The following is a 26,639-nucleotide window of genomic DNA, read 5'->3' on the forward strand; positions in this document are numbered from 1 at the left end:
CAACGGGCACTCATGGCGGTTACGGTTGTTGCTGCCTTGAGTGCTTGTAGTTTCCGTTCAGCCCCGCCAACCTTTACCGCCAGCGGCTTTGTGGCCGATCAAGGGGTAATGCGGGTGTGGCGGATAGATGACGGCCAGCAGCGGCCAGTGGTGCTGTTGAGTGTCTACAGCCCTTATCGCGGGCCGGGTACCGTCACAACGTTGTATGAATATCAACGCGGCGTGTTGTATCAAATCAAACGCAACGATGCGGATGGCGATCGCGACTCTATTCAACTGCGTTTCACCGCCAACGGTACCGTCAGCTTTATGCAGCGCCAACTGGCCACTCAGCGCCAGAAACTCTCCAACGATGAAGTTGTGCTCTATCAATATCAGGCACGGCGGATACTGGAATTGAGCGATGCGCTAAATGCCGGTCGAGTACGGCTGTTACAAGGGCACTGGCAGCAAGGCGCGGTGAAGCTGTGCAACGGCGAAGTCGTGAAGCCGGGTTTGGACCAACAGGCTGAAGAGTGGATCATGCGGCGTGCGGCCAACAGCAGTCAGCCAGTGAACGTAGCCTGGTTGGATGGGCCGGAAGGTCGTGAGCTGTTATTGGTGGCAAATAATGACTTCTGCAGTTGGGAACCCACCAAAGATACCCTTTAGCGCATAAAAAAGGCCCTGCGAACAGAGCCTGCTGGTATCTCAAAGAGTTGTTATTGCTCGCGTGCGATAGCGCGGTAGCCGATATCCTTGCGGCAGAAACTATCTTGCCACTGAATACTTTCCGCTAGCTGATAGGCTAACTGCTGAGCCTGAGCCACCGTTGTGCCCAAAGCCGTAACGCATAGCACCCGCCCGCCGTTGGTCACGACGTCATTCCCTTGCATACGCGTTCCGGCATGGAACACTTTGCCATTGGCATCTTCTTGCTGAGGCAAGCCGTGGATCACATCCCCTTGGCGATAATCCGCAGGATAGCCGCCAGCCGCCAACACCACGCCGAGAGCAGGGCGTTCATCCCACTCGGAAGTCATCTCATCCAGCTTGCCTTCGGCCCCAGCCAGGCAGAGTTCAACCAGGTCGGAGCGCAGGCGCAGCATGATCGGCTGAGTTTCCGGGTCGCCAAAGCGGCAGTTGAATTCGATCACCTTGGGTTGACCATCCTCAGCAATCATCAGGCCAGCGTACAGGAAGCCGACATAGGTGTTGCCTTCAGCCGCCATGCCGCGCACGGTTGGCCAGATCACCTGGTCCATTACGCGCTGGTGGATTTCATCCGTCACCACTGGCGCTGGCGAGTAGGCACCCATGCCGCCGGTATTCGGGCCAGTATCGCCGTCACCGACACGTTTATGATCCTGGCTGGTGGCCATTGGCACCACGTTCTCGCCATCGACCATGACGATAAAGCTGGCTTCTTCGCCTGTCAGGAACTCCTCGATCACGATGCGATGCCCGGCGTCGCCAAACGCATTACCTGCCAGCATATCTTGAATGGCGTCCTCGGCTTCCTGTAACGTCATCGCGACGATCACGCCTTTGCCTGCCGCCAGGCCGTCTGCCTTGATAACAATCGGCGCGCCTTGGCTGCGTACGTAGGCCAAGGCAGGTTCCACTTCGGTAAAGTTCTGGTAGGCAGCGCTTGGGATAGCGTGGCGAGCCAGGAAATCCTTGGTAAAGGCTTTGGAGCCTTCAAGCTGTGCTGCGGCCTGTGACGGGCCAAAGATTTTCAACCCGGCGGCCTTGAAGGCATCTACCACGCCGATCACCAGCGGCGCTTCCGGGCCAACGATGGTCAGATCGATGGCGTTATCCTTGGCAAAGGCAACCAGCGCCGGGATATCTGTTGGGGCGATATCGACGTTGGTCAGATTGCTTTCCAATGCGGTACCCGCATTACCCGGGGCCACGTAAACCTTGTCTGCCAATGGCGATTGGGCCGCTTTCCAGGCCAGCGCATGTTCACGCCCGCCGTTGCCAATAATTAAAATATTCATCAGGTGCTCCATAAACGGCGTGCGCATTGAGCGCACGCAGCAAAAAGGATTAATGGCGGAAGTGGCGCATGTCGGTGAAGATCATCGCGATGCCGTGTTCGTTGGCTGCTGCAATCACCTCATCATCACGAATCGACCCACCCGGCTGGATCACGCAGGTAATACCAACCGCTGCAGCCGCATCAATGCCGTCACGGAACGGGAAGAAGGCGTCAGACGCCATGGCGGAGCCTTTGACTTCCAGCCCTTCGTCAGCGGCTTTGATCCCGGCGATCTTGGCGGAGTAAACGCGGCTCATCTGCCCGGCGCCTATGCCGATGGTCATGTTGTCGCGCGCATAGACGATGGCGTTGGATTTGACGAACTTGGCCACTTTCCAGCAGAACAGCGCATCACGCAGCTCCTGAGCGGTTGGCTGGCGTTCGGATACCACGCGCAAATCGGCTTCGGTCACCATACCCAGATCGCGATCCTGTACTAACAGACCCCCGTTGACGCGTTTAAAGTCCAGCCCTGCGACGCGATGTTGCCATTGGCCACACGCCAGCACGCGTACGTTCTGTTTCGCCGCCAGCAGAGTGCGGGCATCTGCACTGATGCTTGGCGCAATGATGACTTCAACAAACTGACGGCTGATGATCGCCTGTGCCGTTTTGGCATCCAGTTCACGGTTGAAGGCAATAATGCCGCCAAAGGCTGAGGTTGGATCGGTTTGGTAGGCGCGCTCATAGGCGGCAAACAGGTTTTCACCGATTGCGACGCCACAAGGGTTGGCATGCTTGACGATCACGCAGGCCGGCTCGGCAAACTCTTTCACACATTCCAGCGCCGCATCGGTATCGGCGATGTTGTTGTAGGAAAGCGCTTTACCCTGTAACTGGTCGGCGGTGGCCACGGAGGCCTCTTGCACATTCTCTTCTATATAGAAGGCGGCCTGCTGGTGGCTGTTTTCACCGTAGCGCATATCCTGCTTCTTGATGTAGTTCAGGTTCAACGTACGTGGGAAGCGGCCGGAAGGTTGTTCGGTTTCACCGTGATAGGCTGGCACCAGGGTACCAAAGTAGTTGGCGATCATGCTGTCATAGGCGGCGGTATGCTCAAACGCTTTGATCGCCAGGTCGAAACGGGTTGGGTACAACAGTGAACCGTTGTTGTTATCCATCTCGGTGATCACTGCGGCGTAGTCACTGCTCTTGACCACGATGGCCACGTCTTTATGGTTCTTGGCGGCCGAGCGCACCATGGTTGGGCCACCGATATCGATATTCTCTACGGCGTCTTCCAGCGAGCAATCTGGGCGAGCGACGGTTTGCGCGAAGGGATACAGGTTTACCACAACCATATCGATCGGTTGGATCGCATGTTGGTCCATGATGGCATCATCCTGGCCGCGACGGCCCAGAATGCCACCGTGCACTTTCGGGTGCAGGGTTTTGACTCGTCCGTCCATCATCTCCGGGAAGCCGGTGTAGTCGGAAACTTCGGTAACAGGCAGACCGGCATCGGCCAGCAGGCGGGCAGTGCCTCCGGTGGAGAGTAATTCGACGCCTCTCTGGGAGAGGGCTTCGGCGAATTCAACGATTCCGGCTTTGTCGGACACGCTGAGCAGGGCCCGGCGGATTGGACGAGGTTGTTGCATGGTTTTATCCCTTGGCTTTGAGTCGCAATAAAAGAGCGTTACGTGGATCTCCACCTTGTTGCTTCTTATATAGAGGGGATTTCTTCCTATATAAAGAAGGACAGGAACAGATTCAGGTAGCGCCCCGATAAAAACGGGGATTGTTTCGTCGCGGGGAATTGTAGCGAAAACGTTTGCGTGGCGCTCGTAAATTTTCCGACCAAATGCGTTCTGTGGATAAGTTAGTGCATAACCGGGTATAAGGACGGGTTTTGCTGTGGAATGCAGCAAACGGTGTTTTTTGTTGAAAATACCTGTTGCGGCCTGCGTGGAACTCCCTATAATGCGCCTCCATCGACACGGAACATGTGAACAACTTCACAGAGTCTCCGGGGGTCGCAGAGAAAAAACCTGAAATTAAGGTTGACTCTGAAAGAGGAAAGCGTAATATACGCCACCTCGAGTTAGCAAGCGAAAGCGCGTAACTCACTGCTCTTTAACAATTTATCAGACAATCTGTGTGGGCACTCACAAGACGATATCCAGCTACTTCGGTAGCAAAAAAATATCAAGTCTTGAAGAGTGACCAAGCAGTCATTCATGCGAATGAATGATTACGAAAGTTAATTTTCGAGCATCGCTGCACCGTTCTTTAATGAACAGTGTCAGCAAATCAAGCTTTTAATTGAAGAGTTTGATCATGGCTCAGATTGAACGCTGGCGGCAGGCCTAACACATGCAAGTCGAGCGGTAGCACAAGGAGCTTGCTCCTGGGTGACGAGCGGCGGACGGGTGAGTAATGTCTGGGAAACTGCCCGATGGAGGGGGATAACTACTGGAAACGGTAGCTAATACCGCATAACGTCTTCGGACCAAAGTGGGGGACCTTCGGGCCTCACACCATCGGATGTGCCCAGATGGGATTAGCTAGTAGGTGAGGTAATGGCTCACCTAGGCGACGATCCCTAGCTGGTCTGAGAGGATGACCAGCCACACTGGAACTGAGACACGGTCCAGACTCCTACGGGAGGCAGCAGTGGGGAATATTGCACAATGGGCGCAAGCCTGATGCAGCCATGCCGCGTGTGTGAAGAAGGCCTTCGGGTTGTAAAGCACTTTCAGCGAGGAGGAAGGGTTCAGTGTTAATAGCACTGTTCATTGACGTTACTCGCAGAAGAAGCACCGGCTAACTCCGTGCCAGCAGCCGCGGTAATACGGAGGGTGCAAGCGTTAATCGGAATTACTGGGCGTAAAGCGCACGCAGGCGGTTTGTTAAGTCAGATGTGAAATCCCCGAGCTTAACTTGGGAACTGCATTTGAAACTGGCAAGCTAGAGTCTTGTAGAGGGGGGTAGAATTCCAGGTGTAGCGGTGAAATGCGTAGAGATCTGGAGGAATACCGGTGGCGAAGGCGGCCCCCTGGACAAAGACTGACGCTCAGGTGCGAAAGCGTGGGGAGCAAACAGGATTAGATACCCTGGTAGTCCACGCTGTAAACGATGTCGACTTGGAGGTTGTGCCCTTGAGGCGTGGCTTCCGGAGCTAACGCGTTAAGTCGACCGCCTGGGGAGTACGGCCGCAAGGTTAAAACTCAAATGAATTGACGGGGGCCCGCACAAGCGGTGGAGCATGTGGTTTAATTCGATGCAACGCGAAGAACCTTACCTACTCTTGACATCCACAGAACTTTCCAGAGATGGATTGGTGCCTTCGGGAACTGTGAGACAGGTGCTGCATGGCTGTCGTCAGCTCGTGTTGTGAAATGTTGGGTTAAGTCCCGCAACGAGCGCAACCCTTATCCTTTGTTGCCAGCGCGTCATGGCGGGAACTCAAAGGAGACTGCCGGTGATAAACCGGAGGAAGGTGGGGATGACGTCAAGTCATCATGGCCCTTACGAGTAGGGCTACACACGTGCTACAATGGCATATACAAAGAGAAGCGAACTCGCGAGAGCAAGCGGACCTCATAAAGTATGTCGTAGTCCGGATCGGAGTCTGCAACTCGACTCCGTGAAGTCGGAATCGCTAGTAATCGTAGATCAGAATGCTACGGTGAATACGTTCCCGGGCCTTGTACACACCGCCCGTCACACCATGGGAGTGGGTTGCAAAAGAAGTAGGTAGCTTAACCTTCGGGAGGGCGCTTACCACTTTGTGATTCATGACTGGGGTGAAGTCGTAACAAGGTAACCGTAGGGGAACCTGCGGTTGGATCACCTCCTTACCTAAAGATATGCAGTTGAGTGCAGTGTCCACACAGATTGTCTGATGAAAAAGTAACGAGCAGAAATACCTTTATAGGCTTGTAGCTCAGGTGGTTAGAGCGCACCCCTGATAAGGGTGAGGTCGGTGGTTCAAGTCCACTCAGGCCTACCAAATTCGCACTTGTGCTGCGTTGCACGCGATACGTTTACACCGTAAACGTCCAGTGAGCATGCCTTGCCTGAGCGAGTGGTAAATAAAGGTTTCTGCAAGTGACTGTATGGGGCTATAGCTCAGCTGGGAGAGCGCCTGCCTTGCACGCAGGAGGTCAGCGGTTCGATCCCGCTTAGCTCCACCATATCCATATGGTCCTTGATAATACTTCAGAGTGTACTGGCAACAGTATGCTGCGAAGTATTTTGCTCTTTAACAATCTGGAACAAGCTGAAAATTGAAACATGACAGCTGAAACTTATCCCTCCGTAGATGTACTGGGGTAAGGATTAACCTGTCATAGAGTCTCTCAAATAAACAGCACGACAGTGTCTCTGTTTACAGAAACACCTTCGGGTTGTGAGGTTAAGTGACTAAGCGTACACGGTGGATGCCTAGGCAGTCAGAGGCGATGAAGGGCGTGCTAATCTGCGAAAAGTGTCGGTAAGGTGATATGAACCGTTATAACCGGCAATACCCGAATGGGGAAACCCAGTGTGTTTCGACACACTATCGTATGGTGAATACATAGCCATACGAGGCGAACCGGGGGAACTGAAACATCTAAGTACCCCGAGGAAAAGAAATCAACCGAGATTCCCCTAGTAGCGGCGAGCGAACGGGGAACAGCCCAGAACCTGAATCAGTTCTTGTGTTAGTGGAAGCGTCTGGAAAGTCGCGCAGCAAAGGGTGATAGCCCCGTACACTAAAATGCATTAACTGTGAGTTCGATGAGTAGGGCGGGACACGTGACATCCTGTCTGAATATGGGGGGACCATCCTCCAAGGCTAAATACTCCTGACTGACCGATAGTGAACCAGTACCGTGAGGGAAAGGCGAAAAGAACCCCGGCGAGGGGAGTGAAATAGAACCTGAAACCGTGTACGTACAAGCAGTGGGAGCACCTTCGTGGTGTGACTGCGTACCTTTTGTATAATGGGTCAGCGACTTATATTTTGTAGCAAGGTTAACCGTATAGGGGAGCCGTAGGGAAACCGAGTCTTAACTGGGCGAATAGTTGCAAGGTATAGACCCGAAACCCGGTGATCTAGCCATGGGCAGGTTGAAGGTTGGGTAACACTAACTGGAGGACCGAACCGACTAATGTTGAAAAATTAGCGGATGACTTGTGGCTGGGGGTGAAAGGCCAATCAAACCGGGAGATAGCTGGTTCTCCCCGAAAGCTATTTAGGTAGCGCCTCGTGAACTCATCTTCGGGGGTAGAGCACTGTTTCGGCTAGGGGGCCATCCCGGCTTACCAAACCGATGCAAACTCCGAATACCGAAGAATGTTATCACGGGAGACACACGGCGGGTGCTAACGTCCGTCGTGAAGAGGGAAACAACCCAGACCGCCAGCTAAGGTCCCAAAGTCATGGTTAAGTGGGAAACGATGTGGGAAGGCATAGACAGCCAGGATGTTGGCTTAGAAGCAGCCATCATTTAAAGAAAGCGTAATAGCTCACTGGTCGAGTCGGCCTGCGCGGAAGATGTAACGGGGCTAAACCATGCACCGAAGCTGCGGCAGCGACGCTCAGGCGTTGTTGGGTAGGGGAGCGTTCTGTAAGCCGTTGAAGGTGAACTGTGAGGTTTGCTGGAGGTATCAGAAGTGCGAATGCTGACATAAGTAACGATAAAGCGGGTGAAAAACCCGCTCGCCGGAAGACCAAGGGTTCCTGTCCAACGTTAATCGGGGCAGGGTGAGTCGACCCCTAAGGCGAGGCCGAAAGGCGTAGTCGATGGGAAACAGGTTAATATTCCTGTACTCGGTGTTACTGCGAAGGGGGGACGGAGAAGGCTAGGCTAGCCGGGCGACGGTTGTCCCGGTTTAAGCGTGTAGGGGGGTGTTCCTGGTAAATCCGGAACGCTACCAACCCTGAGGCGTGATGACGATGCACTACGGTGCAGAAGTAGTTGATGCCCTGCTTCCAGGAAAAGCCTCTAAGCATCAGGTAACATCAAATCGTACCCCAAACCGACACAGGTGGTCAGGTAGAGAATACCAAGGCGCTTGAGAGAACTCGGGTGAAGGAACTAGGCAAAATGGTGCCGTAACTTCGGGAGAAGGCACGCTGGCGCGTAGGTGAAGAGACTTGCTCTCGGAGCTGAAGCCAGTCGCAGATACCAGCTGGCTGCAACTGTTTAATAAAAACACAGCACTGTGCAAACACGAAAGTGGACGTATACGGTGTGACGCCTGCCCGGTGCTGGAAGGTTAATTGATGGGGTCAGCCGCAAGGCGAAGCTCTTGATCGAAGCCCCAGTAAACGGCGGCCGTAACTATAACGGTCCTAAGGTAGCGAAATTCCTTGTCGGGTAAGTTCCGACCTGCACGAATGGCGTAATGATGGCCAGGCTGTCTCCACCCGAGACTCAGTGAAATTGAACTCGCTGTGAAGATGCAGTGTACCCGCGGCAAGACGGAAAGACCCCGTGAACCTTTACTATAGCTTGACACTGAACATTGAGCCTTGATGTGTAGGATAGGTGGGAGGCTTTGAAGTGTGGACGCCAGTCTGCATGGAGCCAACCTTGAAATACCACCCTTTAATGTTTGATGTTCTAACTCGGCCCCGTAATCCGGGGTGAGGACAGTGTCTGGTGGGTAGTTTGACTGGGGCGGTCTCCTCCCAAAGAGTAACGGAGGAGCACGAAGGTTAGCTAATCACGGTCGGACATCGTGAGGTTAGTGCAAAGGCATAAGCTAGCTTGACTGCGAGAGTGACGGCTCGAGCAGGTACGAAAGTAGGTCTTAGTGATCCGGTGGTTCTGAATGGAAGGGCCATCGCTCAACGGATAAAAGGTACTCCGGGGATAACAGGCTGATACCGCCCAAGAGTTCATATCGACGGCGGTGTTTGGCACCTCGATGTCGGCTCATCACATCCTGGGGCTGAAGTAGGTCCCAAGGGTATGGCTGTTCGCCATTTAAAGTGGTACGCGAGCTGGGTTTAGAACGTCGTGAGACAGTTCGGTCCCTATCTGCCGTGGGCGTTGGAAGATTGAGAGGGGTTGCTCCTAGTACGAGAGGACCGGAGTGAACGCACCACTGGTGTTCGGGTTGTCATGCCAATGGCACTGCCCGGTAGCTAAGTGCGGAAAAGATAAGCGCTGAAAGCATCTAAGCGCGAAACTTGCCTCGAGATGAGTCTTCCCTGGGCCTTTAAGGTCCCTGAAGGAACGTTTAAGACTAAGACGTTGATAGGCTGGGTGTGTAAGTGCAGCGATGCATTGAGCTAACCAGTACTAATGATCCGTGAGGCTTAACCTTACAACACCGAAGGTGTTTTAGAGTAGACGACAATTTTCAGCGACGTTCCGAGATTGGTTTCGATGGCGACACGAGAGTGAAGCGGTTGAAATGAAACGAATTTGCCTGGCGGCAATAGCGCGGTGGTCCCACCTGACCCCATGCCGAACTCAGAAGTGAAACGCCGTAGCGCCGATGGTAGTGTGGGGTCTCCCCATGCGAGAGTAGGACACTGCCAGGCATCAATTAAGCCAAGAGGCCATCCGCAAGGATGGCCTTTTTGCTATGCGCAGAAAACAGAAATACCCCTCACCCCCACCCTCTCCCAGAGTACCAGACGAGAACATCCTGAACACCGTGCGCGGGGAGAGGGAGCTGTCCGGCGTTGTGGATGAGCCCGTACTGCTTCGGAAAGTGGGGAGAGGTTGGGTTTGCCCGTACTGCTTCAGGACGTTGGAAGTAAGTAGAAAGGTGAATCGCCACGGGTTTAACAGACACCTCAGAGTCATTTAAAATGGCCTAAAGAGAGGTGCACATGAGCAGTAAGCGTTATCCTGAAGAGTTTAAAATTGAAGCGGTCAAACAGGTTGTTGATCGTGGCCATTCTGTTTCCAGCGTTGCAACACGTCTCGACATCACCACCCACAGCCTTTACGCCTGGATAAAGAAGTACGGGCCTGACTCTTCCACCAACAAAGAACAGTCAGATGCTCAGGCCGAGATCCGCCGACTCCAAAAAGAGCTGAAACGAGTTACTGACGAACGGGACATATTAAAAAAAGCCGCGGCGTACTTCGCAAAGCTGTCCGACTGAGGTACGCCTTTATCCGTGATAACACCTGTTGTTGGCCTGTTCGTCTGCTCTGTCGGGTGCTGGATGTTCATCCAAGTGGGTTTTACACCTGGCTTCAGCAGCCACATTCACCACGGCATCAGACAGATATGAGGCTGACAGGACAAATCAAACAGTTCTGGTTGGAGTCCGGTTGCGTTTATGGCTATCGTAAGATCCATCTCGACCTGCGAGATAGCGGGCAACAGTGCGGGATTAACCGGGTCTGGCGGCTGATGAAGCGTGCCGGGATAAAGGCTCAGGTCGGATACCGAAGCCCAAGAGCTCGTAAAGGGGAGGCCAGTATCGTGACACCCAACAGGCTCCAGCGGCAGTTCAACTCGGAAGCACCGGATGAACGTTGGGTAACGGACATAACTTACATCCGAACCCACGAGGGCTGGCTGTATCTGGCCGTGGTTGTTGACCTGTTTTCGCGCAAAGTTATCGGCTGGTCAATGCAACCCCGGATGACAAAAGATATTGTCCTGAATGCGCTTCTGATGGCCGTGTGGCGGCGTAATCCTCAAAAACAGGTGCTGGTTCATTCTGATCAAGGTAGTCAGTATACAAGCCATGAATGGCAGTCATTCCTGAAATCACATGGACTGGAGGGCAGTATGAGCCGTCGTGGTAACTGTCACGATAACGCAGTTGCAGAAAGTTTTTTCCAGCTACTGAAGCGTGAACGGATAAAGAAAAAGATCTACGGAACGCGGGAAGAAGCCCGCAGTGATATTTTTGATTACATCGAAATGTTTTATAACAGTAAGCGTCGGCATGGTTCGAGTGATCAGATGTCACCGACGGAATATGAAAATCAATATTATCAACGGCTCAGAAGTGTCTAGATTATCCGTGGCGATTCAAGATGAAGTATTACACAGAGAGATCCGCGAGCTCGATCGGTTCCCTCTCCCTGTGGGAGAGGGTTAGGGTGAGGGTAAGGGTATGACTCGCTCTGACAAATTAACCTGCCAGAAGACCCAGCAGGCTAACTCTTTAAAGCAGGGCCGAGTCAACCTCAGCCCAAATGAACGCCTTAGTGTGCACTTCCCTGCGAAATCCCCAGCCCGGTTTGTGAACGTACAAACTGGGCGCGGAATTTCACGCGCTCTTGCTGCCCAACCAACGAATTGTCGGTCACAGAGAAGAACCAGGTGCCGATAAACGCGACGAGCATAGAGAACAGCGCAGGATATTCGTAAGGATAAATCGGTTTGGCATGGCCGAGGATCTGTACCCAGATAGTTGGGCCCAGGATCATCAGGATCACTGCGGTTAACAGACCAAGCCATCCGCCGATCATTGCTCCCCGCGTGGTCAGGCGTGACCAGTACATGGAAAGAATGATGATTGGGAAGTTACAGCTGGCTGCAATGGAGAATGCCAGCCCCACCATAAAGGCAATGTTCTGCTTCTCAAACAGGATCCCCAGCGCAATAGCCACCACCCCGAGCAACACCACGGTGATTTTGGAAACTTTCAGCTCATCACGCTCGGTTGCTTTGCCATTTTTGATGACGCAGGCATAGAGATCGTGAGAAACCGCAGAAGCCCCTGCCAAGGTTAGCCCGGCAACCACCGCCAGGATCGTGGCAAATGCTACCGCAGAGATAAAGCCAAGGAAGAAGTTCCCTCCCACCGCGTTAGCCAAATGCACCGCTGCCATGTTGTTACCGCCCAGCAATGCGCCGCTGGCATCCTTGAAGGCCGGATTGGCACTGACCAGCAGGATCGCACCGAAACCGATAATAAAGGTCAGGATATAGAAATAACCGATAAATCCGGTGGCATAGAACACGCTCTTACGCGCTTCTTTGGCATCGCTAACGGTGAAGAAACGCATCAGGATATGTGGCAAACCGGCGGTACCGAACATCAATGCCAGACCCAGGGAGAGGGCGGAAATAGGGTCGGAGACCAGTCCACCCGGGCTCATGATGGCAAGCCCTTTCGGATGCACCTTCACGGCTTCGGCAAACAGGGTATTGAAGTCAAAGTTGACGGATTTCATCACCATCAGCGCCATAAAGCTGGCACCGGCCAACAGCAGCACGGCCTTGATGATTTGCACCCAGGTGGTCGCCAGCATGCCACCGAACAGGACATACAGCACCATCAATATGCCGACCAAGATAACGGCGACGTGGTAATTGAGGCCGAATAACAGCTGGATCAATTTGCCCGCGCCCACCATCTGGGCGATCAGGTACAGCGCCACCACCACCAGGGAACCACAGGCCGATAGTGAGCGGATCGGCTTCTGTTGCAGGCGGTAAGAGGCCACGTCGGCGAAGGTATATCGGCCAAGGTTGCGCAGCCGCTCGGCAATCAGGAACAAAATGATTGGCCAGCCAATCAGGAAGCCGATGGAATAAATCAGCCCATCATAGCCGGAGGTATAAACCAGCGCGGAGATACCGAGGAACGATGCCGCAGACATAAAGTCGCCGGCGATAGCCAGGCCGTTTTGCAACCCGGTGATGCGCCCGCCAGCGGTATAGTAATCCTGACGAGAGCGGGTACGTTTGGAAGCCCAGTAGGTGATGTAAAGAGTGGCACCGACGAACAGCAGGAACATGATGATGGCCTGGATGTTCAGCGGTTGGCGCTGTACTGCACCACCAATGGCATCGGCATGGCTTAGGCCTGGCAGGGCCAACAGTGCGGTAGCTGAAAGTAGGCGCTTCATTGCTTCACCTCGCGCAGGATTTCAGCATTCAGGCGATCGAATTCACCGTTGGCACGATAAACATAGATCCCGGTTAACACGAAAGAAATCACGATCAATCCCACGCCAACCGGGATCCCACGGGTAATGGTTAATCCGGGACCGAGTGGAGTCCCCAACCACTGAGGATCGAAGGCGATCAGCAAGATAAAGCCGACGTACAGCGCGAGTGTGATCAGTGACAGGAGCCAGGCGAAACGGCTGCGCTTTTGCACCAGCTCCTGAAAGCGCGGGTTTTCTTCAATCCTTTGATAAATATCTTCATTCATCCGAGTTTCTCCAATAGGTATTGAACAAGTACGCCACGCGATACCCTTCCAGCTGGCAAATTGGCGCTCTGCGGGCCACCTTGACCCATCCCAGCCAAATGTCTGGGATCGGCTTTACTGCAGTTGAAAGCTTTCAGGTATACAGGCCGTTCAGCTGCGTATGGCAGATGAACGGCCGGAGGCAGCGCGGATTAGGATGGAACTTTCATTGATTGTTTCTCTTCCAACAGTTTTTCGACTACAGCCGGATCCGCCAGCGTTGAGGTATCCCCCAGGTTGCTGGTATCACCGGCGGCAATTTTGCGCAGAATACGCCGCATAATTTTGCCAGACCGCGTTTTTGGTAAAGAGTCGGTCCAATGGAGAATGTCAGGCGTGGCTATTGGCCCGATTTCCTTACGTACCCAGTTACGTACTTCGGCATACAGTTCCGGCGTTGGCTCTTCCCCATGATTCAGGGTGATATAGGCATAAATCGCCTGGCCCTTGATGTTATGCGGAATACCCACCACCGCGGCCTCGGCAATTTTGGGGTGAGATACCAATGCGGATTCAATTTCGGCGGTGCCCAGACGGTGGCCGGAAACGTTCAGCACGTCATCGACACGGCCGGTGATCCAGTAATAACCATCTTCGTCACGGCGTGCGCCGTCACCGCTGAAGTACATACCTTTAAAGGTAGAGAAGTAGGTTTGCTCGAAGCGGTCATGGTCACCGTACAGGGTCCGCGCCTGACCCGGCCAAGAATCGGTGATCACCAGGTTGCCTTCACAGGCGCCTTCCTGCGGGGTGCCCATATTGTCGACCAATGCCGGTTGCACGCCAAAGAATGGGCGAGTGGCAGAGCCAGCCTTCAGCTCGGTAGCACCCGGTAGTGGAGTGATCATGAAGCCACCGGTTTCGGTCTGCCACCAGGTATCAACGATCGGGCATTTGGCGTTACCAATCTTGTTGTAATACCACTCCCAGGCCTCTGGGTTGATCGGCTCACCCACGGAACCCATAATGCGCAGCGAATCGCGTTTGGTGCCTTCGATTGCTTTATCGCCTTCGGCCATTAGGGCGCGGATTGCCGTTGGTGCGGTATACAGGATATTGACCTGATGCTTATCCACTACCTGCGACAGACGGTTTACGCCTGGGTAGTTCGGCACGCCTTCAAACATCAGCGTAATGGCACCGCAGGCCAATGGGCCATATAACAGGTAGCTATGGCCGGTAACCCAGCCCACGTCGGCGGTGCACCAATAGACGTCGCCATCATGGTAATCAAAGACGTATTTGAAGGTCAGTGCGGCGTAAACCAGATAGCCCCCAGTGGTATGCACCACGCCTTTCGGTTTGCCGGTTGAGCCTGAGGTATAGAGGATAAACAGCGGATCTTCCGCGTTCATCTCTTCCGGTGGGCAGTCGGCAGATACGCCTTCGGTCAGCTCATGCCACCAGAGATCGCGCCCTTCTTGCCAGTACCCCGGCTTGCCGGTGCGTTGGAAAACCACCACGTTGTTGACGCTTTTCACCCCTGGGTTCTTCAGCGCATCATCGACGTTCTTTTTCAGCGGTACCGCGCGGCCAGCACGCAGCCCTTCATCAGCAGTGATCACCAGTTTGGCGTTGGAGTCGATAATACGACCCGCTACGGCCTCTGGGGAAAAGCCCCCAAAGATCACCGAGTGCACGGCGCCAATGCGCGCACAGGCCAGCATGGCGACGGCGGCTTCAGGCACCATTGGCATATAGATGGCCACCACATCGCCTTTTTTCACCCCGAGCTTTTTCAGCACGTTGGCGAACTGGCAGACATCGTGATGCAGCTGTTTGTAAGTCACTTTGGCTGATTGGGTAGGATCGTCACCTTCCCAGATGATGGCGGTTTGGTCGCCGCGTTCGGCCAAGTGGCGGTCCAGACAGTTCGCTGACAGGTTAAGGGTACCGTCTTCAAACCAGCGGATGCTGATGTGGCCGGGATCGAAGGAGGTGTTCTTCACTGAGGTATAGGGCTTGATCCAATCGAGGATCTTGCCGTGCTCGCCCCAGAATGCCGCTGGGTCTTGTACAGATTGTTGATAATACTGCTGGTATTGCTCCGGATTGATCAGGGCACGATCTGCAATTGCAGAAGGAATGGCGTGTTTGTGCAGTTGGCTCATGGTTTTTCTCCTTAGAATTGTTAATGATATGTCAACTGATGGTTAAGTATAGTTTGCCATGAGGGTTTGTTTCTTTTTTGGGCGGCAGATCACGCAACGAAGATGTTGATTTGTAATAGTTACTGTCGTAATTGTGTTGTGTAACTGTTTGGTTGACGGTGAAAAGACGGGAATGGGCGTATTTCTGTTAAAAAAGTTTTTAGATAACTAAAAATATAGCGCGAGATATCGGCTTGATGGTGCCGGAAACAATAAGGCCAAGGTTATATTTTACAGCAGATCTGATCTTATTAATGGCAGCTATAAATACTTAGCGCCATTGTTAGCAGCAACCTATCGGAGGCTTATTTTATCTGTCTTTATTATGTCTGTTTTCTTGAAAATACAAATAAGATGTTTGGTGAATGATTTTGCAATCATTTATTAGTTCTGTGAATCATATTGAGAGTTATCTTAGTCTGTTAAAGGGGGCATGTGAGGACTTTATTTTCTTTTACAAAACCTTTTGTTAACAATATATAAACATAATTTCAGACTAAATATGCAAATGCAATGACAAATCACGCACTTTTATTTGGATTAAAAATCGTCCTATCCAATGGGCTGTTGTTCTGCTCAAGCTAAAATTATGTTTTTTAGAACAAGTAATTATGTTGCGATTCGTTTTTTGTTTGTTGGTTTTTTGCTGGTGAAACGGACAAAATCGAGATGAAACAAGGCTTGCAGAAGCCCGCCTTCAGATGGTACAGATTTATACTGCGTTACACCAAGGGCAGTTGGCGTAGAGGTTCACAAACATAAGCCTGTAATAAATGATTAAGTATTCCTTCCGGAGCCTAGGTGTGTTTAACACGTTGGTACGGAGTCTTTGAGGACTTTTTGGGTATGAAAAATGTAAAAATCAGCCTGGCCTGGCAAATCCTGATCGCGTTGGTATTGGGTATTATCTTGGGCGCAGTGCTGCATAATCAAACGGAATCGCGTGACTGGATGGTCAGTAATATATTGAGCCCCGCCGGTGATATCTTTATTCGTTTGATCAAGATGATCGTGGTGCCTATTGTTATTTCCACGCTCATCGTCGGTATTGCCGGTATTGGTGATACCAAAAAGCTGGGCCGTATTGGATTGAAAACCATTATCTATTTTGAAGTGATCACCACCATCGCCATCATCGTGGGTGTGACATTGGCTAATGTTTTTCAACCCGGGCACGGCATCGACATGTCGGCGCTGACCGCGGTCGATATCTCACAGTATGAAAAAACGACGGAACAGGTGCAAAGCGGCTCACATAGCCTGGTGGCCACCATCCTTTCGTTAATTCCTTCTAACGTGTTCTCGTCGATGGTCAAAGGCGACATGCTGCCGATCATCTTCTTCTCGGTGCTATTTGGCCTGGGCTTGTCTTCCTTGCCGAAAGAGACCAAAGAGCCGTTGCTGAAGGTGTTCAAAGCGGTGGCCGAGAGCATGTTCAAGGTGACACACATGATCATGCGTTACGCCCCTATTGGGGTGTTTGGTCTGATCTCGGTCACGGTTGCCAACTTCGGTTTCGCTTCGCTCTTGCCGTTGGCCAAACTGGTAGTGCTGGTTTATTTCGCTATTGCCTTTTTTGGTTTGGTGGTTCTGGGGGCCGTTGCACGGCTGTGTAACCTGCGTATCTGGACGCTGATCCGCATCTTGAAAGAAGAGCTGATCCTGGCTTACTCAACGGCCAGTTCGGAAACCGTGTTGCCGCGTATTATCGAAAAGATGGAGGCCTACGGCGCGCCAAAATCCATCACCAGCTTTGTGGTACCTACCGGCTACTCTTTCAATCTGGACGGTTCTACGTTGTACCAGAGTATTGCCGCCATCTTTATTGCACAGCTGTACGGTATTGAGCTGTCGCTGGGGCAAGAGATCATTCTGGTGCTGACGCTGATGGTGACGTCAAAAGGGATTGCCGGTGTGCCGGGTGTCTCCTTTGTGGTGCTGTTGGCGACCTTGGGCAGCGTAGGTATTCCGCTGGAAGGTTTGGCGTTTATCGCCGGCGTTGACCGTATCCTCGATATGGCGCGTACGGCTCTGAACGTGGTGGGCAATGCGCTGGCGGTGTTGGTGATTGCCAAATGGGAACATCAGTTCGACCGTAAAAAGTCGCTGGCCTACGAACAGGAGTTCCTGGCCAGTAAAGTGACCCCTGCCAATCAGGCTTAAGTAACTCCCTCTTTTTCTCTCAAAACCCGCCGTTGGCGGGTTTTTTATTGAATGATGGCCAAATTGTTCCAATACTAGCGCTCTCTGTAAGGTCTGCTCAGGATGAGATTTACCCAATGAAAAGATATGCGCTGTTGCTGGTGTTGTTATCCCCCTATGTTCAAGGGCAGACGCTGGATGCCAACGATCCGCTACGGCGTGTCATTCTGGATCAGATGCGTGCCAATATCGGCTATCCCACCGATATCCAGTTTGTGGTTAAACAACTGAGCGTTTCCGGCTCGCAGGCGTATTTCTGTGCCACTGCCAAAACCAATGATGGCAGCGGTAGCGCCAAAATTAACGGCAAGACGGTGGTCTACGATCGAGAATTGCAGCAGTCAGCGGAAGGCTTCTGGACGACGGTGAGCAATTTTGACTCTTATGTCGACTCACCAGCGCAGGCCCAATGCCATAGTACTCTTCAAGATGAACCCGCTGCGAGCGGGTGCCAAAACGTCGGTCTTTATGATGCCGAGCGTAAGCCGTTGCTTGATGCGGTCCGGCGCAGTTATCAAGGGGCTATTACCCAACCCAGATTTGTGGTTTCTCACCTGTGCACAACCGGCAAGATGGCCTATTTCTGCGGGCGGCTGGAAGGGGAAGAGAGCCAGGATCGGCAAGGGATGAATTACTACGATGCCATTATGGCCAAAGATGGCAAGGCAGAGTGGCAGTCGCTGATGGTTGAAAGCAAGACCGTGGAGAAGTGTAACTTCAGTGGGCCTGCCGCGGCGATCACCGAACAAAAGTTGCTGGAAGCGGTGAATCAGCCACTCGTTCAGGAGATCGATGATGGCATCAAGGTTGAGATGCTCACTCAGTTCCAGCTATTCCAACAGGCGGTCAAGACGGCGGATATGGCCTATTTAAAGGCGCATATTGTCTTCCCGCTTGAGAACGTCGCTGATACCTTTCTGGCAGGAACGCCTGATGAACATCAACAGAGCATTACCCCTGCACTGTTTGACCACTATGCGCAGCAAATCAGGGATGGCTTGAAGGAAATACCGCTGCTGGGTGTCAATCTCGCTAAAAAGCAGGTGACTGATTTCCGGGTGAACTCATTAACCCCTTTGGAGCAAGCCAGAAAATACTTCCCAGCCGAGGAGGACGGGCAGTTCTATTACAATGATGGGACTAAGAAAGTGTTGGTTGAAGGCACCTGCGATTCGGTCGGATCGGGGGATTTTGAGGGTGGAACGCTCGCTGTATTTATCGGCACTGGCTCAAACCTGATGATCCCTGGGCTGTCAGAGGTTTGTGAAGGGGGAATGCGTGTGGAGTTTACTCTACAGCAAGGGACGTTGATGCTGACCAGAATTGATTTTGTCGGTTAAGCCGCTTACAAACCTTAACCGGCTCACAGCGGGGCGCTGCATGCTGCGCCCGCCTATCTAATCAATCTCTCACTGGCGCTGCATGAACTTACGCAGCGCTATCATGCCGGTCATCAAGATGGCACCTGGCAACCAAACCCACAGTAATTCCGACATGATCACCGCATGCCCAGCAGGAGTCAGGTATTTCTCGAGGCTAAACGGCGCTACGCGGATCACCTGCCAAGGCGCAAAGAAACGCTCATCACTCCATGGCCACAGCCAGCCGACGCCTTTGCCCCCGGTGGTCACCGAATCCAGCAAACTGTGGGATAACAGCGAGATAAACAGGAATAACCAGGTCTTGACGGGGTTAGTCTTGAACCAGCGGTAGAACAGCAGTGCCAAGCTAGGCATCAGGAACGCAAACAGCAGTGAATGCGTGAAACCGCGATGGCCAAACTGATTGCCGTAAGCCACGCCGAATTTAAACGCTAATACGTCGGCATCCGGCAGCATAGACAGTATCACGCCCGCGAGCAGCAAGCGGGGCGGTATGATTTTCTGGCCCAACCCTAAACCAAGACATAACGGCACTGCGGCGTGGGTAACGATCGTCGGCATAACTCTCTTCCATGATGAGGGGCAACACTGTGCTTATTATGGCATAGCCATATCGGGCCGATCGCCACTTCGCTGCACCATCGAAATAATGATGCTGAATAACTCTTCCTTTGCCTGGGCTGCCGTAATCGCGCCACAGCTGGTGGCGTAGGACAACCCTTCCGCAGAGCCGAGCATACCCCATAGTGCGGCGTCCTGAAGCTGGTTATCGCAGCAGAAGGGGGCAAAGAGTTGGCGGCATTTCTCGATGAACACCACGGCGTAATCATTCCTGATTTTCTCAAGCTCGGGCGTACCGGCTAGTGCAGCCATGACGCTAGGCATTTCACGGCCTTGCAGCAGCACGCACTCAATGTAGGAAGTGGCAATCACCGAGGCTAAGGCCTCCAGCTCCGGTTGGGTATTTTGGATGGCTTCATCCATCCGCGCGGTTTGACGATAATCAAATTCTTGATATAGCGCGGCAAACAGGCCCGAACGGTTGGTGAAATGGTCATACACGACCGGCTTGGTGACGCCCGAGCGTTCTGCCAGATGGCCGAGCGTCAGCGCTTCGGTGCCTTCTTCATGAATGATTTCCCATGCGGTTGCCAGCAACTGCTGATAACGCTCTTCTCTCGATAGCCGAACTCGCGAATGTGGTTTGGAGACCATAGCCATGTTTACCCGTTGACAGCGTTATATACTAAAGGTAACTTACCGGTGGTAACTTACTGTTGGTATATAGAGTACGTTTTATACCTCGCCCTGACAATAGGAGCCACCCCCAATGCACGCACTCATCGTTGTTTCCCATCCTCTCGATATGTCATTAACCCATGGCGTTGCAGCCGCCATTGCCGAAGGGATAGCGGCCGCCGATCCTGCCAATACGTTTGAAATTGCCGATCTCACTCAGGAAGGTTTCGATCCGGTGTACGGTGCTGCTGATATCGCCGCATTTTTAAAAATGGCCACCGTTCCCGCGGATATTCTGGCCGAGCAGAAGCGTATCGATAGCGCGGATGCCCTGGTTCTGGTGTTCCCAATCTACTGGTGGAGTATGCCTGCCTTACTGAAGGGCTGGGTAGACCGCGTATTTTCCAATGGCTGGGCTTATGAAGAGACGGCAGATGGGGCGGTGGTCAAGAAATTGGGGCATTTACCGGTGCATTTGGTTGCTCTTGGGGCGGCAAGCAAGGGCGTTTATGACCGTCACGGCTTTACCGATGCCTTTAACGCACAGATAACGCACGGTATTTTTGATTATTGTGGCGCTTCGGTTAAGACATCTGAAATGCTACTGCTGCCAGAACTGGGGGAGCCAAAGGCTTACCTCGATGCAGCGTGTCAGATCGGGCGCACTGTTTTTCAACCCGCTTACGCCGAGTAGTCCGCTGAGGAGGGAGCGCAATAAAGCTTCAAAAAATCAGTTGCGAGCGCCCCTCACCTTAGGTCGTATTATCCCGTTACTTTCCCCCACTAAAGACTCTCGATCAAATCCCCCAACGTTATCATCAGCATCATCGGATCGAGGGGGGAAGGTTCAAATCCCACTCGTAGATAGAATTCTCTGACTTCAACGGATAACGCATTCACCAGCATCCCGCGAATGCCAATGGTTTCCGCAACCTGGATTACCCGTAATTTTAAGGCTAATCACTTTGAACTGGGGGCAGTTATCCCTACAACTCGGCACATACCGCGATTACGTGGCCCAAGATAATCCTATGTGGCTTAATAATAATTAATCATGAAGGTCACTGCCGCATCCGCTTTCCCCGGTGTTATTTGATCGCCGGTCTGTATGTATCTAGCCACCAATGGCAACGTCTGCGTGGTCGCATCATTATTGACCATGTTAAAGCTTCTGCTACCAGCAAAATTGACCAGGGTAGGGGATGCATCATTGACACTACCATAAGCCATTTGAATACCTACCCCCGTAGCACTTTCCGCTCCAGTCTTAATCCCTAAAATCCCTTTGGCACTATCAATAATAGCGGTATTGGGTGCCAATTTAAGCTCCAGTGAATTAGGGGTGGAACTGTTTGTTGGACTCCCCTCGCGGGTAAAAGTTCTTAACTGAAACTTAGTGCCGTGGAAGCGTGGGCAATTAGTCAAACGTATTGATGCATCTTGCCAGGTAGAGGCAGAAGCTGGCCCCTTAAAGTTCTGAGCGATATTGACGGTTCCCATCGCTACATTCACATCCGGCGTTTGGCAAGTTTGCGACACTATATTGATGCTACCTGAAAAATTGATCGCGTTTAAACTCAGTGGAGAGCCCCCAGTTGGGGTCGCTTGCACAGCGACGCTAGGTAAATCACTCCCCCTGATCGTACCTGGTGACACCGGCCCAATCTTAATCAATGTCAGATCAAATTCTGTACCAACCGTTCCCGTAAAGGGCACATTACTGCCAACAGGGATGGTTTGTCTGTCAGTTGGAAATGCCCTTCCCCAATAAGACACGACAGCCCCTATACCAGGTACACCTGTTTCATAAACCTGTCCTGGATAGGGTGAACCATTCCAGGCTGATAGAGGTTTTGGCGTGCTGGTAGTCACGTATCTTGCCAGTACGCTGTAACTGGTTGGTGACGAAGTACAAGTAAACGTGGGAGAAGGTGAGTTTCCTGCTGTAGCGTTACCACCGATATAATGTGAAAGCAGTACGGTTCCATTCGGCGTATCTGGCCCTATGGTAATATTCTGAGTTTGCAGAGGCACCGTTGCGATATACCTATTATTACCTGCAGCAAACGAACAGGTTGCCGCACTCGCGCAATGCGCATAGATTGCCGCCATACCCAGCAGCAGTGTTACCAGACTCATTTTATTGATTAATCTACTCATTTCTCTACCTTACGAACCGCTATATACAAGAGTTTTATCGCTGCTGTTATGAGGCTGTGCTGCGCTGGGTTGGCACACCGAGTTAAACTGCTGAATAGCGTTCTGCGCATTGCTCTTTGCCTGTGGTATTAATCGGTAACCCAGGCTGCATTGCATTGCACGCCCCTCACCCCATTTCACTGTCAACTGCCCTTTATCCTGCGCCACGCGCGCATGTACTTGCCCGCCTTGCCCCACGGAACCGACACTGTTGTCCTTGCTATCAAATACCTCAGCGCCAAAGATCAATGGTTCACCTAGATATGTGGCATCGATCAGGATAGGGGTCCCTTTCTTGGTCTCATATTTCACTTTGACTACCGCACCTGCATGAGGAACTACTCTCTGCCGGGTATTATCCAGCTCAACATTGGCAGAAGAGCCTTTCGGATCGATGCTGACGTCATTCAACTGATAGGCATTCAGATACGGTACTAGCGCATAACCACGGGAATCGATGGTCACGTTCTGATAAGACGACACGCCAGACCCCTCCGCCCCTTTGGCTTCAACCAGGGCATAAGTCTCCGAGGTATAGGGGGTTAAGGTTACGCCGCCGGAATGCCCGATCACCGTCCCGCTCATACCTGCTGCCATGCTGCGATAACCTTTGCCGATGCCGTAGCTACCGTTTACCGCAGTTGCTGAGTTGTTATAGCTACCGCTGACCGAGCCACTGGTACCCACTCCCTGGTTGGCATTCATCGCCGTTACTGCATAACCCATTTGACTCTGCTCACCTGCCGTACCGGTAATACTGACCTGCTGACCGTAACGGCCACTGCTGTCGTGGGAAAGGTCCGTGCGCAACTGAGGTGTATGCATCCTGTCTTCACGACCCAGCGGCAAGCTAAAGCTGAGCAGATAATTATTCTGGTTATTTCCCAGGCTGGAATAGCTGCGGTTGGCACTGATGCTATAGCTCAAGCGCTGGTATTGGTTGCTGTAACCCACCTGAAATTGCTTCTCGCTACCTTCTCTATTCCAATAGTTCTGCATTGAACCACTTATATTCAACTGCCCCCAGCCTTCAGCCAGCCCCTGTCCTGCCGTGACGGTGAAACGATTTTTAGCACGTGATACCGATTCCGGAGAGTCTCCCCTGGTTACTGCATCACGGCTTTCCATGGCGGTCATAAAATCCAGATAACCATCAGAGGAGAAGCGGGACGCCGCCAGCGACAGGTTACTATTGGTTTCAGCAATCACTTTGCTGTAACTGAGGTGATAACTCTGCCCCTTAAAGGTTTTGCCAAGCTGCTCATCTGCCTTATTTTCTACCTGAGCACTCGCCTGGGTGACGTCAAAAGCCACGGCTCCGATGGGAGTACCAACGGCAGCGCCTAACTGCAATGCGGTATAGCCCTGGCTTGCCTGCAAACCGGTGTAACCGGTGATGGTATTGGTCAACCCACGCTGATAGGTCAACTGATAGAGCCCGGGGTTACTACGCAGATTGTCGCTGCGTAAACTGCCAGCGGTAACGGCGTAGTGTGATGAGCCCGGGCGCAACAGTTGCGCCGCAGATGCATAGGGCACCCGGAAGCGTTGCTCAGTGCCATCCGCTTCACGCACCGTCACCTCCAGGTCGCCACCATACCCGGTTGGGTATAGATCGTTGATCAGAAACTCACCGGGTGTGACAGTGGTTTCATAGAGCACCTGATCGTTCTGGCGTACCGTTACTCTGGCATTGGTACGCGCAATCCCTCTGATATCTGGCGCATAGCCGCGTTGTGAGCCTGGTAGCATACGTTCATCACTGGTCAGTTGCAGGCCGGTGAACGGCAAGGTGTCAAACAGCTGCCCGTGCGTATTGGCTTGTCCAATGACTGCGCGGCCCATGATTTGTGGAATATCCCGCTGTAAATAGGTGTTGCGGTTGCTATATTGCGCAGGCCCGTTCTCCATCCAGTTGTAAGCACCGTTATGCCGTAAATACCAGGCGTCAATATTCAGCCCTGCATTCACCCCGGCATACAGTGAGTTAAAGGTTTTGCCTTGTGACTCGCTGGAATATCCATTCACGTTATAACCGAACATCAGGGCAGCAATACCGCTGTCCCACAATTCCGTGCTGACGCTACCACGTGCTGATTTCAACATATAAATCTGAGGGATCAGTAAATCCAGGCGCTGTTCGCTGCTGTCAAAATTAACTTGGGCGTCAGGTAATTTACGTTGTAGATCGACACATTGCACACCAGTATCCGTAGCGTTTAACATTTCCGCCGGCAATTTCTCATAATCAAAGGCGATGTTTTTTATTATTTCAGTGGTCAAGCATGGATAAACAGATTTGTCTTCACGTGACTTAAATTCAATTTCTTTATTATCGACTAGCACATTGTTGACATATATCGCTGTGCGGTATATCCCTGGTAGTGCAGAGGCACCGTGGGTAAAACGGCTTAGGTCAACCGACGCCTCGTCATCCATTTTCAGAAAAAAAGCATCAAACTCAACACCCTGGGTGGCTTCCTGAGGTGCTATGGCAACAGTATTAGCATTTGCACTACCAACAAAAAAAGTCGACAAAATAACCAGGGCTAAAGGTGATAATTGACTCTTCAAGCCGTGGGGTGAAGCTTTTAACATGATAACTCTCTTGAAGATTGCTTGCCGAATATTGATGGATGCCTAGTTAAAGAAATTACGCGTATAACTCAAACCAAGACTATTTAATTTCGGCGTTAAATGAATTAATGGCGCCGTAGTCGTTAACAAATTCACCGCTCACTGTATTCCCCTTAGTAGCAGATACTGCCAAGGTTAGGGTTGATTTCGGTGCTACCATCTCGCCCTCAATTTTTTTGCCATTTACCGTTAGGCTGACAAAAGACACATAATAGGGTGTTGGGTTGAACGCCTGCAGGCTACTGCCTTTTACGCTCCAAGTGACTGCCTGAGCGGCATCATTCGCGTTACCTGCCAATCCTGCTGGGCGATAAAACACTTTAATGCGTGAGCGAAACGCCATTTGCAGGTAGTTTTCATCAGATTTTGCCTGTTTCTTGGCGGGTACTTCCAGTACGTTGAGCCAAAATACCGACTCTTTATCCATGGGTAACGACCCCCCTGAGTAACTAATCCGTAGCGTCTGGCCCTTGCCTCCTTCAACTCGGTTTATTGGGGGACTAAGTATAAAGGGAACCTTAATCGCTGCCGGTTTGGCATTAATATCACCCGTATCCAACCAGCTTTGGATCAAGACGGGAGAATTACCCGTATTATCAAGTCTGACGCTGACTTCTTTTTGATCCGAAGGGTAAATAACTCGTGTCCCATTAATCACGATACTTGCCAAACTATGAGTACTGAATAGGGCCACCACGGCCAAGCCAGCTACTCGTAAAATGCTTTGAAAGGGAAAACGCATAAAGTCTCCTGAAGTAGATTATTTGGGAGGGGGAGCCCCTCCCTCAAGGCATTACTTGTACTGAATAGAGTAAACAACACTGCTGACGACGGTGCCTGGGGTGGTTGCACCTTCAGCATAATATTCAACAAAATAGGGCAAGTTAGTGCTACCAGCCTCGACGTTAACAAATGAGTTGCCGTTGATCTGATCCGCGTTACCCGCTTTGATCACCGCTTGAGAAGCACTGGTGCCGTCACGCAATTGCAAACTGACGTTTTGTGCCGTACCGGTGTTTTTAAGGCGGCCGGTAAGCACATCTACCGCTGCGCCTGCTTCAAAGAAAGCGGAGGCGGTTTTCAAACTACCGCTGCAGTTGGCCAGTGCCAGGGTGAAACCGGTGAGCCCGGCCGTCTGTGCCGCACTTCCTAGTTGACTAATACTAACAATTGGCAGGGTAACCGTTGGGTTGCTAGCTTGGCCGTCGACAACGACCTCGCAGGTGTTATTACTTAACTGTCCCTGAAAATTGATGGTACCGCCAGAAGCAGCCTGTGCCAGACCAGAAGAGAGCATGACACCTGCAATAGCAGACAGGATAAATTTGTTCATTTACATTCCTTAATTACAGTTAACAAAGCGCCGTGTTTATAAAAAGACGCTGTGAATAAGTACGTTAGTTGTTGAATAAGATGTGGTAGCTCTTCCAAATAGAGTTACCTCTCACAGGCTTATCAGTAATAAGAAGGTTGTGTTTAACCTTTCCTATATAAAGAAAGAAATGATGTTCTCTTTTAAGTGAAGTGCCCTTTCAACGAGGTGTACTATAGGGATTAAATATAGCCTCTGTAAATATAGTTTTTTCTATGGGTGATAAAAATAAGTTATTTTAAGCAATAAAAACCTTATAAAACAACGGTAGTGCACTCATAACTCTTTCTAATACCCCTGAAGATTATTATTATAG

16 protein-coding genes, 2 tRNA genes, 3 rRNA genes and 1 pseudogene are annotated in these 26,639 nt (G+C 51.8%); 10 read left to right on the top strand and 12 right to left on the bottom strand.

Translation table 11 applies throughout. From position 1 onward, the window contains the following. Positions 1-12 precede the first annotated feature (12 nt). Positions 13-651, top strand: coding sequence for a DUF1481 domain-containing protein (locus KGP16_RS01655; protein WP_021808055.1), 639 nt, complete (start codon positions 13-15; stop codon positions 649-651). Between the two features lie 50 nt (positions 652-701). Here the strand turns inward: KGP16_RS01655 and purD are convergent, their stop codons facing one another. Together purD and purH are read right to left on the bottom strand one after the other, a co-directional pair. Then, positions 702-1,985: a phosphoribosylamine--glycine ligase gene (gene purD, locus KGP16_RS01660; RefSeq protein WP_037376699.1), complete on the bottom strand. Its 1,284-nt coding sequence runs from the start codon at positions 1,983-1,985 to the stop codon at positions 702-704. A 49-nt stretch (positions 1,986-2,034) separates the two neighbouring features. Then, on the bottom strand, positions 2,035-3,624 hold the full coding sequence (purH, locus tag KGP16_RS01665; RefSeq protein WP_179249379.1) for a bifunctional phosphoribosylaminoimidazolecarboxamide formyltransferase/IMP cyclohydrolase: 1,590 nt from the start codon (positions 3,622-3,624) through the stop codon (positions 2,035-2,037). A gap of 661 nt (positions 3,625-4,285) precedes the next feature. On the opposite strand from purH, the gene KGP16_RS01670 reads away from it, so the two are divergent. From KGP16_RS01670 to KGP16_RS01695, 6 genes are all read left to right on the top strand, one after another. Beyond that, a 16S ribosomal RNA gene (locus KGP16_RS01670) occupies positions 4,286-5,826 on the top strand. 75 nt (positions 5,827-5,901) lie between these two features. After that, positions 5,902-5,978: transfer RNA gene (locus KGP16_RS01675), tRNA-Ile, on the top strand. Between the two features lie 108 nt (positions 5,979-6,086). Beyond that, a tRNA-Ala gene (locus KGP16_RS01680) sits at positions 6,087-6,162 on the top strand. A gap of 219 nt (positions 6,163-6,381) precedes the next feature. Further along, a 23S ribosomal RNA gene (locus KGP16_RS01685) occupies positions 6,382-9,289 on the top strand. Positions 9,290-9,393: 104 nt separating this feature from the next. Next, positions 9,394-9,509, top strand: a 5S ribosomal RNA gene (gene rrf / locus KGP16_RS01690). The 16S, 23S and 5S rRNA genes sit together here with 2 tRNA genes alongside, the layout of an rRNA operon. A 294-nt stretch (positions 9,510-9,803) precedes the next feature. Beyond that, positions 9,804-10,951 (top strand): IS3 family transposase gene (locus KGP16_RS01695; protein ID WP_223500153.1). Its coding sequence is split into 2 segments (ribosomal slippage): positions 9,804-10,041 and positions 10,041-10,951, totalling 1,149 coding nucleotides; the frame shifts between segments, so codons are not numbered across the junction. Positions 10,952-11,142: 191 nt separating this feature from the next. Here the strand turns inward: KGP16_RS01695 and actP are convergent. From actP to acs, 3 genes are all read right to left on the bottom strand, one after another. Further along, on the bottom strand, positions 11,143-12,795 hold the full coding sequence (gene actP, locus KGP16_RS01700; protein WP_021808071.1) for a cation/acetate symporter ActP: 1,653 nt from the start codon (positions 12,793-12,795) through the stop codon (positions 11,143-11,145). Next, entirely contained in the window at positions 12,792-13,103 is a 312-nt protein-coding gene (locus KGP16_RS01705; protein WP_021182245.1) for a DUF485 domain-containing protein, read from the bottom strand. Before KGP16_RS01705 ends, actP begins: the two co-directional genes overlap by 4 nt. Before the next feature lie 191 nt (positions 13,104-13,294). Further along, complete coding sequence (gene acs, locus KGP16_RS01710; RefSeq protein WP_094982063.1) at positions 13,295-15,253, bottom strand: acetate--CoA ligase; 1,959 nt, start codon at positions 15,251-15,253, stop codon at positions 13,295-13,297. An 885-nt stretch (positions 15,254-16,138) separates the two neighbouring features. On the opposite strand from acs, the gene gltP reads away from it, so the two are divergent. Continuing rightward, positions 16,139-17,455 (top strand): glutamate/aspartate:proton symporter GltP, encoded by a 1,317-nt coding sequence (gltP, locus tag KGP16_RS01715; protein ID WP_021808073.1) that lies wholly within the window; start codon positions 16,139-16,141, stop codon positions 17,453-17,455. Positions 17,456-17,571: 116 nt separating this feature from the next. After that, complete coding sequence (locus KGP16_RS01720; RefSeq protein ID WP_218519967.1) at positions 17,572-18,834, top strand: hypothetical protein; 1,263 nt, start codon at positions 17,572-17,574, stop codon at positions 18,832-18,834. Between the two features lie 69 nt (positions 18,835-18,903). On the opposite strand, the gene KGP16_RS01725 is transcribed toward KGP16_RS01720, so the two are convergent. Continuing rightward, complete coding sequence (locus KGP16_RS01725; protein ID WP_059199491.1) at positions 18,904-19,437, bottom strand: metal-dependent hydrolase; 534 nt, start codon at positions 19,435-19,437, stop codon at positions 18,904-18,906. A 36-nt stretch (positions 19,438-19,473) separates the two neighbouring features. Then, on the bottom strand, positions 19,474-20,097 hold the full coding sequence (locus KGP16_RS01730) for a TetR/AcrR family transcriptional regulator (protein ID WP_223500684.1): 624 nt from the start codon (positions 20,095-20,097) through the stop codon (positions 19,474-19,476). A gap of 109 nt (positions 20,098-20,206) precedes the next feature. On the opposite strand from KGP16_RS01730, the gene KGP16_RS01735 reads away from it, so the two are divergent. Beyond that, positions 20,207-20,809, top strand: coding sequence for an NAD(P)H-dependent oxidoreductase (locus tag KGP16_RS01735; RefSeq protein WP_218519966.1), 603 nt, complete (start codon positions 20,207-20,209; stop codon positions 20,807-20,809). An 89-nt stretch (positions 20,810-20,898) separates the two neighbouring features. Here KGP16_RS01735 and KGP16_RS01740 read toward each other — a convergent pair. The 5 genes and pseudogenes from KGP16_RS01740 to KGP16_RS01760 form a co-directional block, all read right to left on the bottom strand. Continuing rightward, a pseudogene (locus KGP16_RS01740) lies at positions 20,899-21,063 on the bottom strand (GNAT family N-acetyltransferase); the annotation flags it as partial. Between the two features lie 90 nt (positions 21,064-21,153). Then, entirely contained in the window at positions 21,154-22,275 is a 1,122-nt protein-coding gene (locus KGP16_RS01745; RefSeq protein ID WP_223500685.1) for a fimbrial protein, read from the bottom strand. A gap of 9 nt (positions 22,276-22,284) precedes the next feature. Further along, positions 22,285-24,912: a fimbria/pilus outer membrane usher protein gene (locus tag KGP16_RS01750; protein WP_223500686.1), complete on the bottom strand. Its 2,628-nt coding sequence runs from the start codon at positions 24,910-24,912 to the stop codon at positions 22,285-22,287. Between the two features lie 79 nt (positions 24,913-24,991). Beyond that, on the bottom strand, positions 24,992-25,693 hold the full coding sequence (locus KGP16_RS01755) for a fimbria/pilus periplasmic chaperone (RefSeq protein WP_223500687.1): 702 nt from the start codon (positions 25,691-25,693) through the stop codon (positions 24,992-24,994). Between the two features lie 51 nt (positions 25,694-25,744). Beyond that, positions 25,745-26,284 carry a fimbrial protein gene (locus KGP16_RS01760; protein ID WP_223500688.1) on the bottom strand — a complete coding sequence of 180 codons (540 nt, stop codon included), beginning with the start codon at positions 26,282-26,284 and terminating at the stop codon, positions 25,745-25,747. Positions 26,285-26,639: the final 355 nt, after the last annotated feature.

Source organism: Serratia sp. JSRIV006, assembly GCF_019968685.1.
Taxonomy (GTDB): Bacteria; Pseudomonadota; Gammaproteobacteria; order Enterobacterales; family Enterobacteriaceae; genus Chania; species Chania fonticola_B.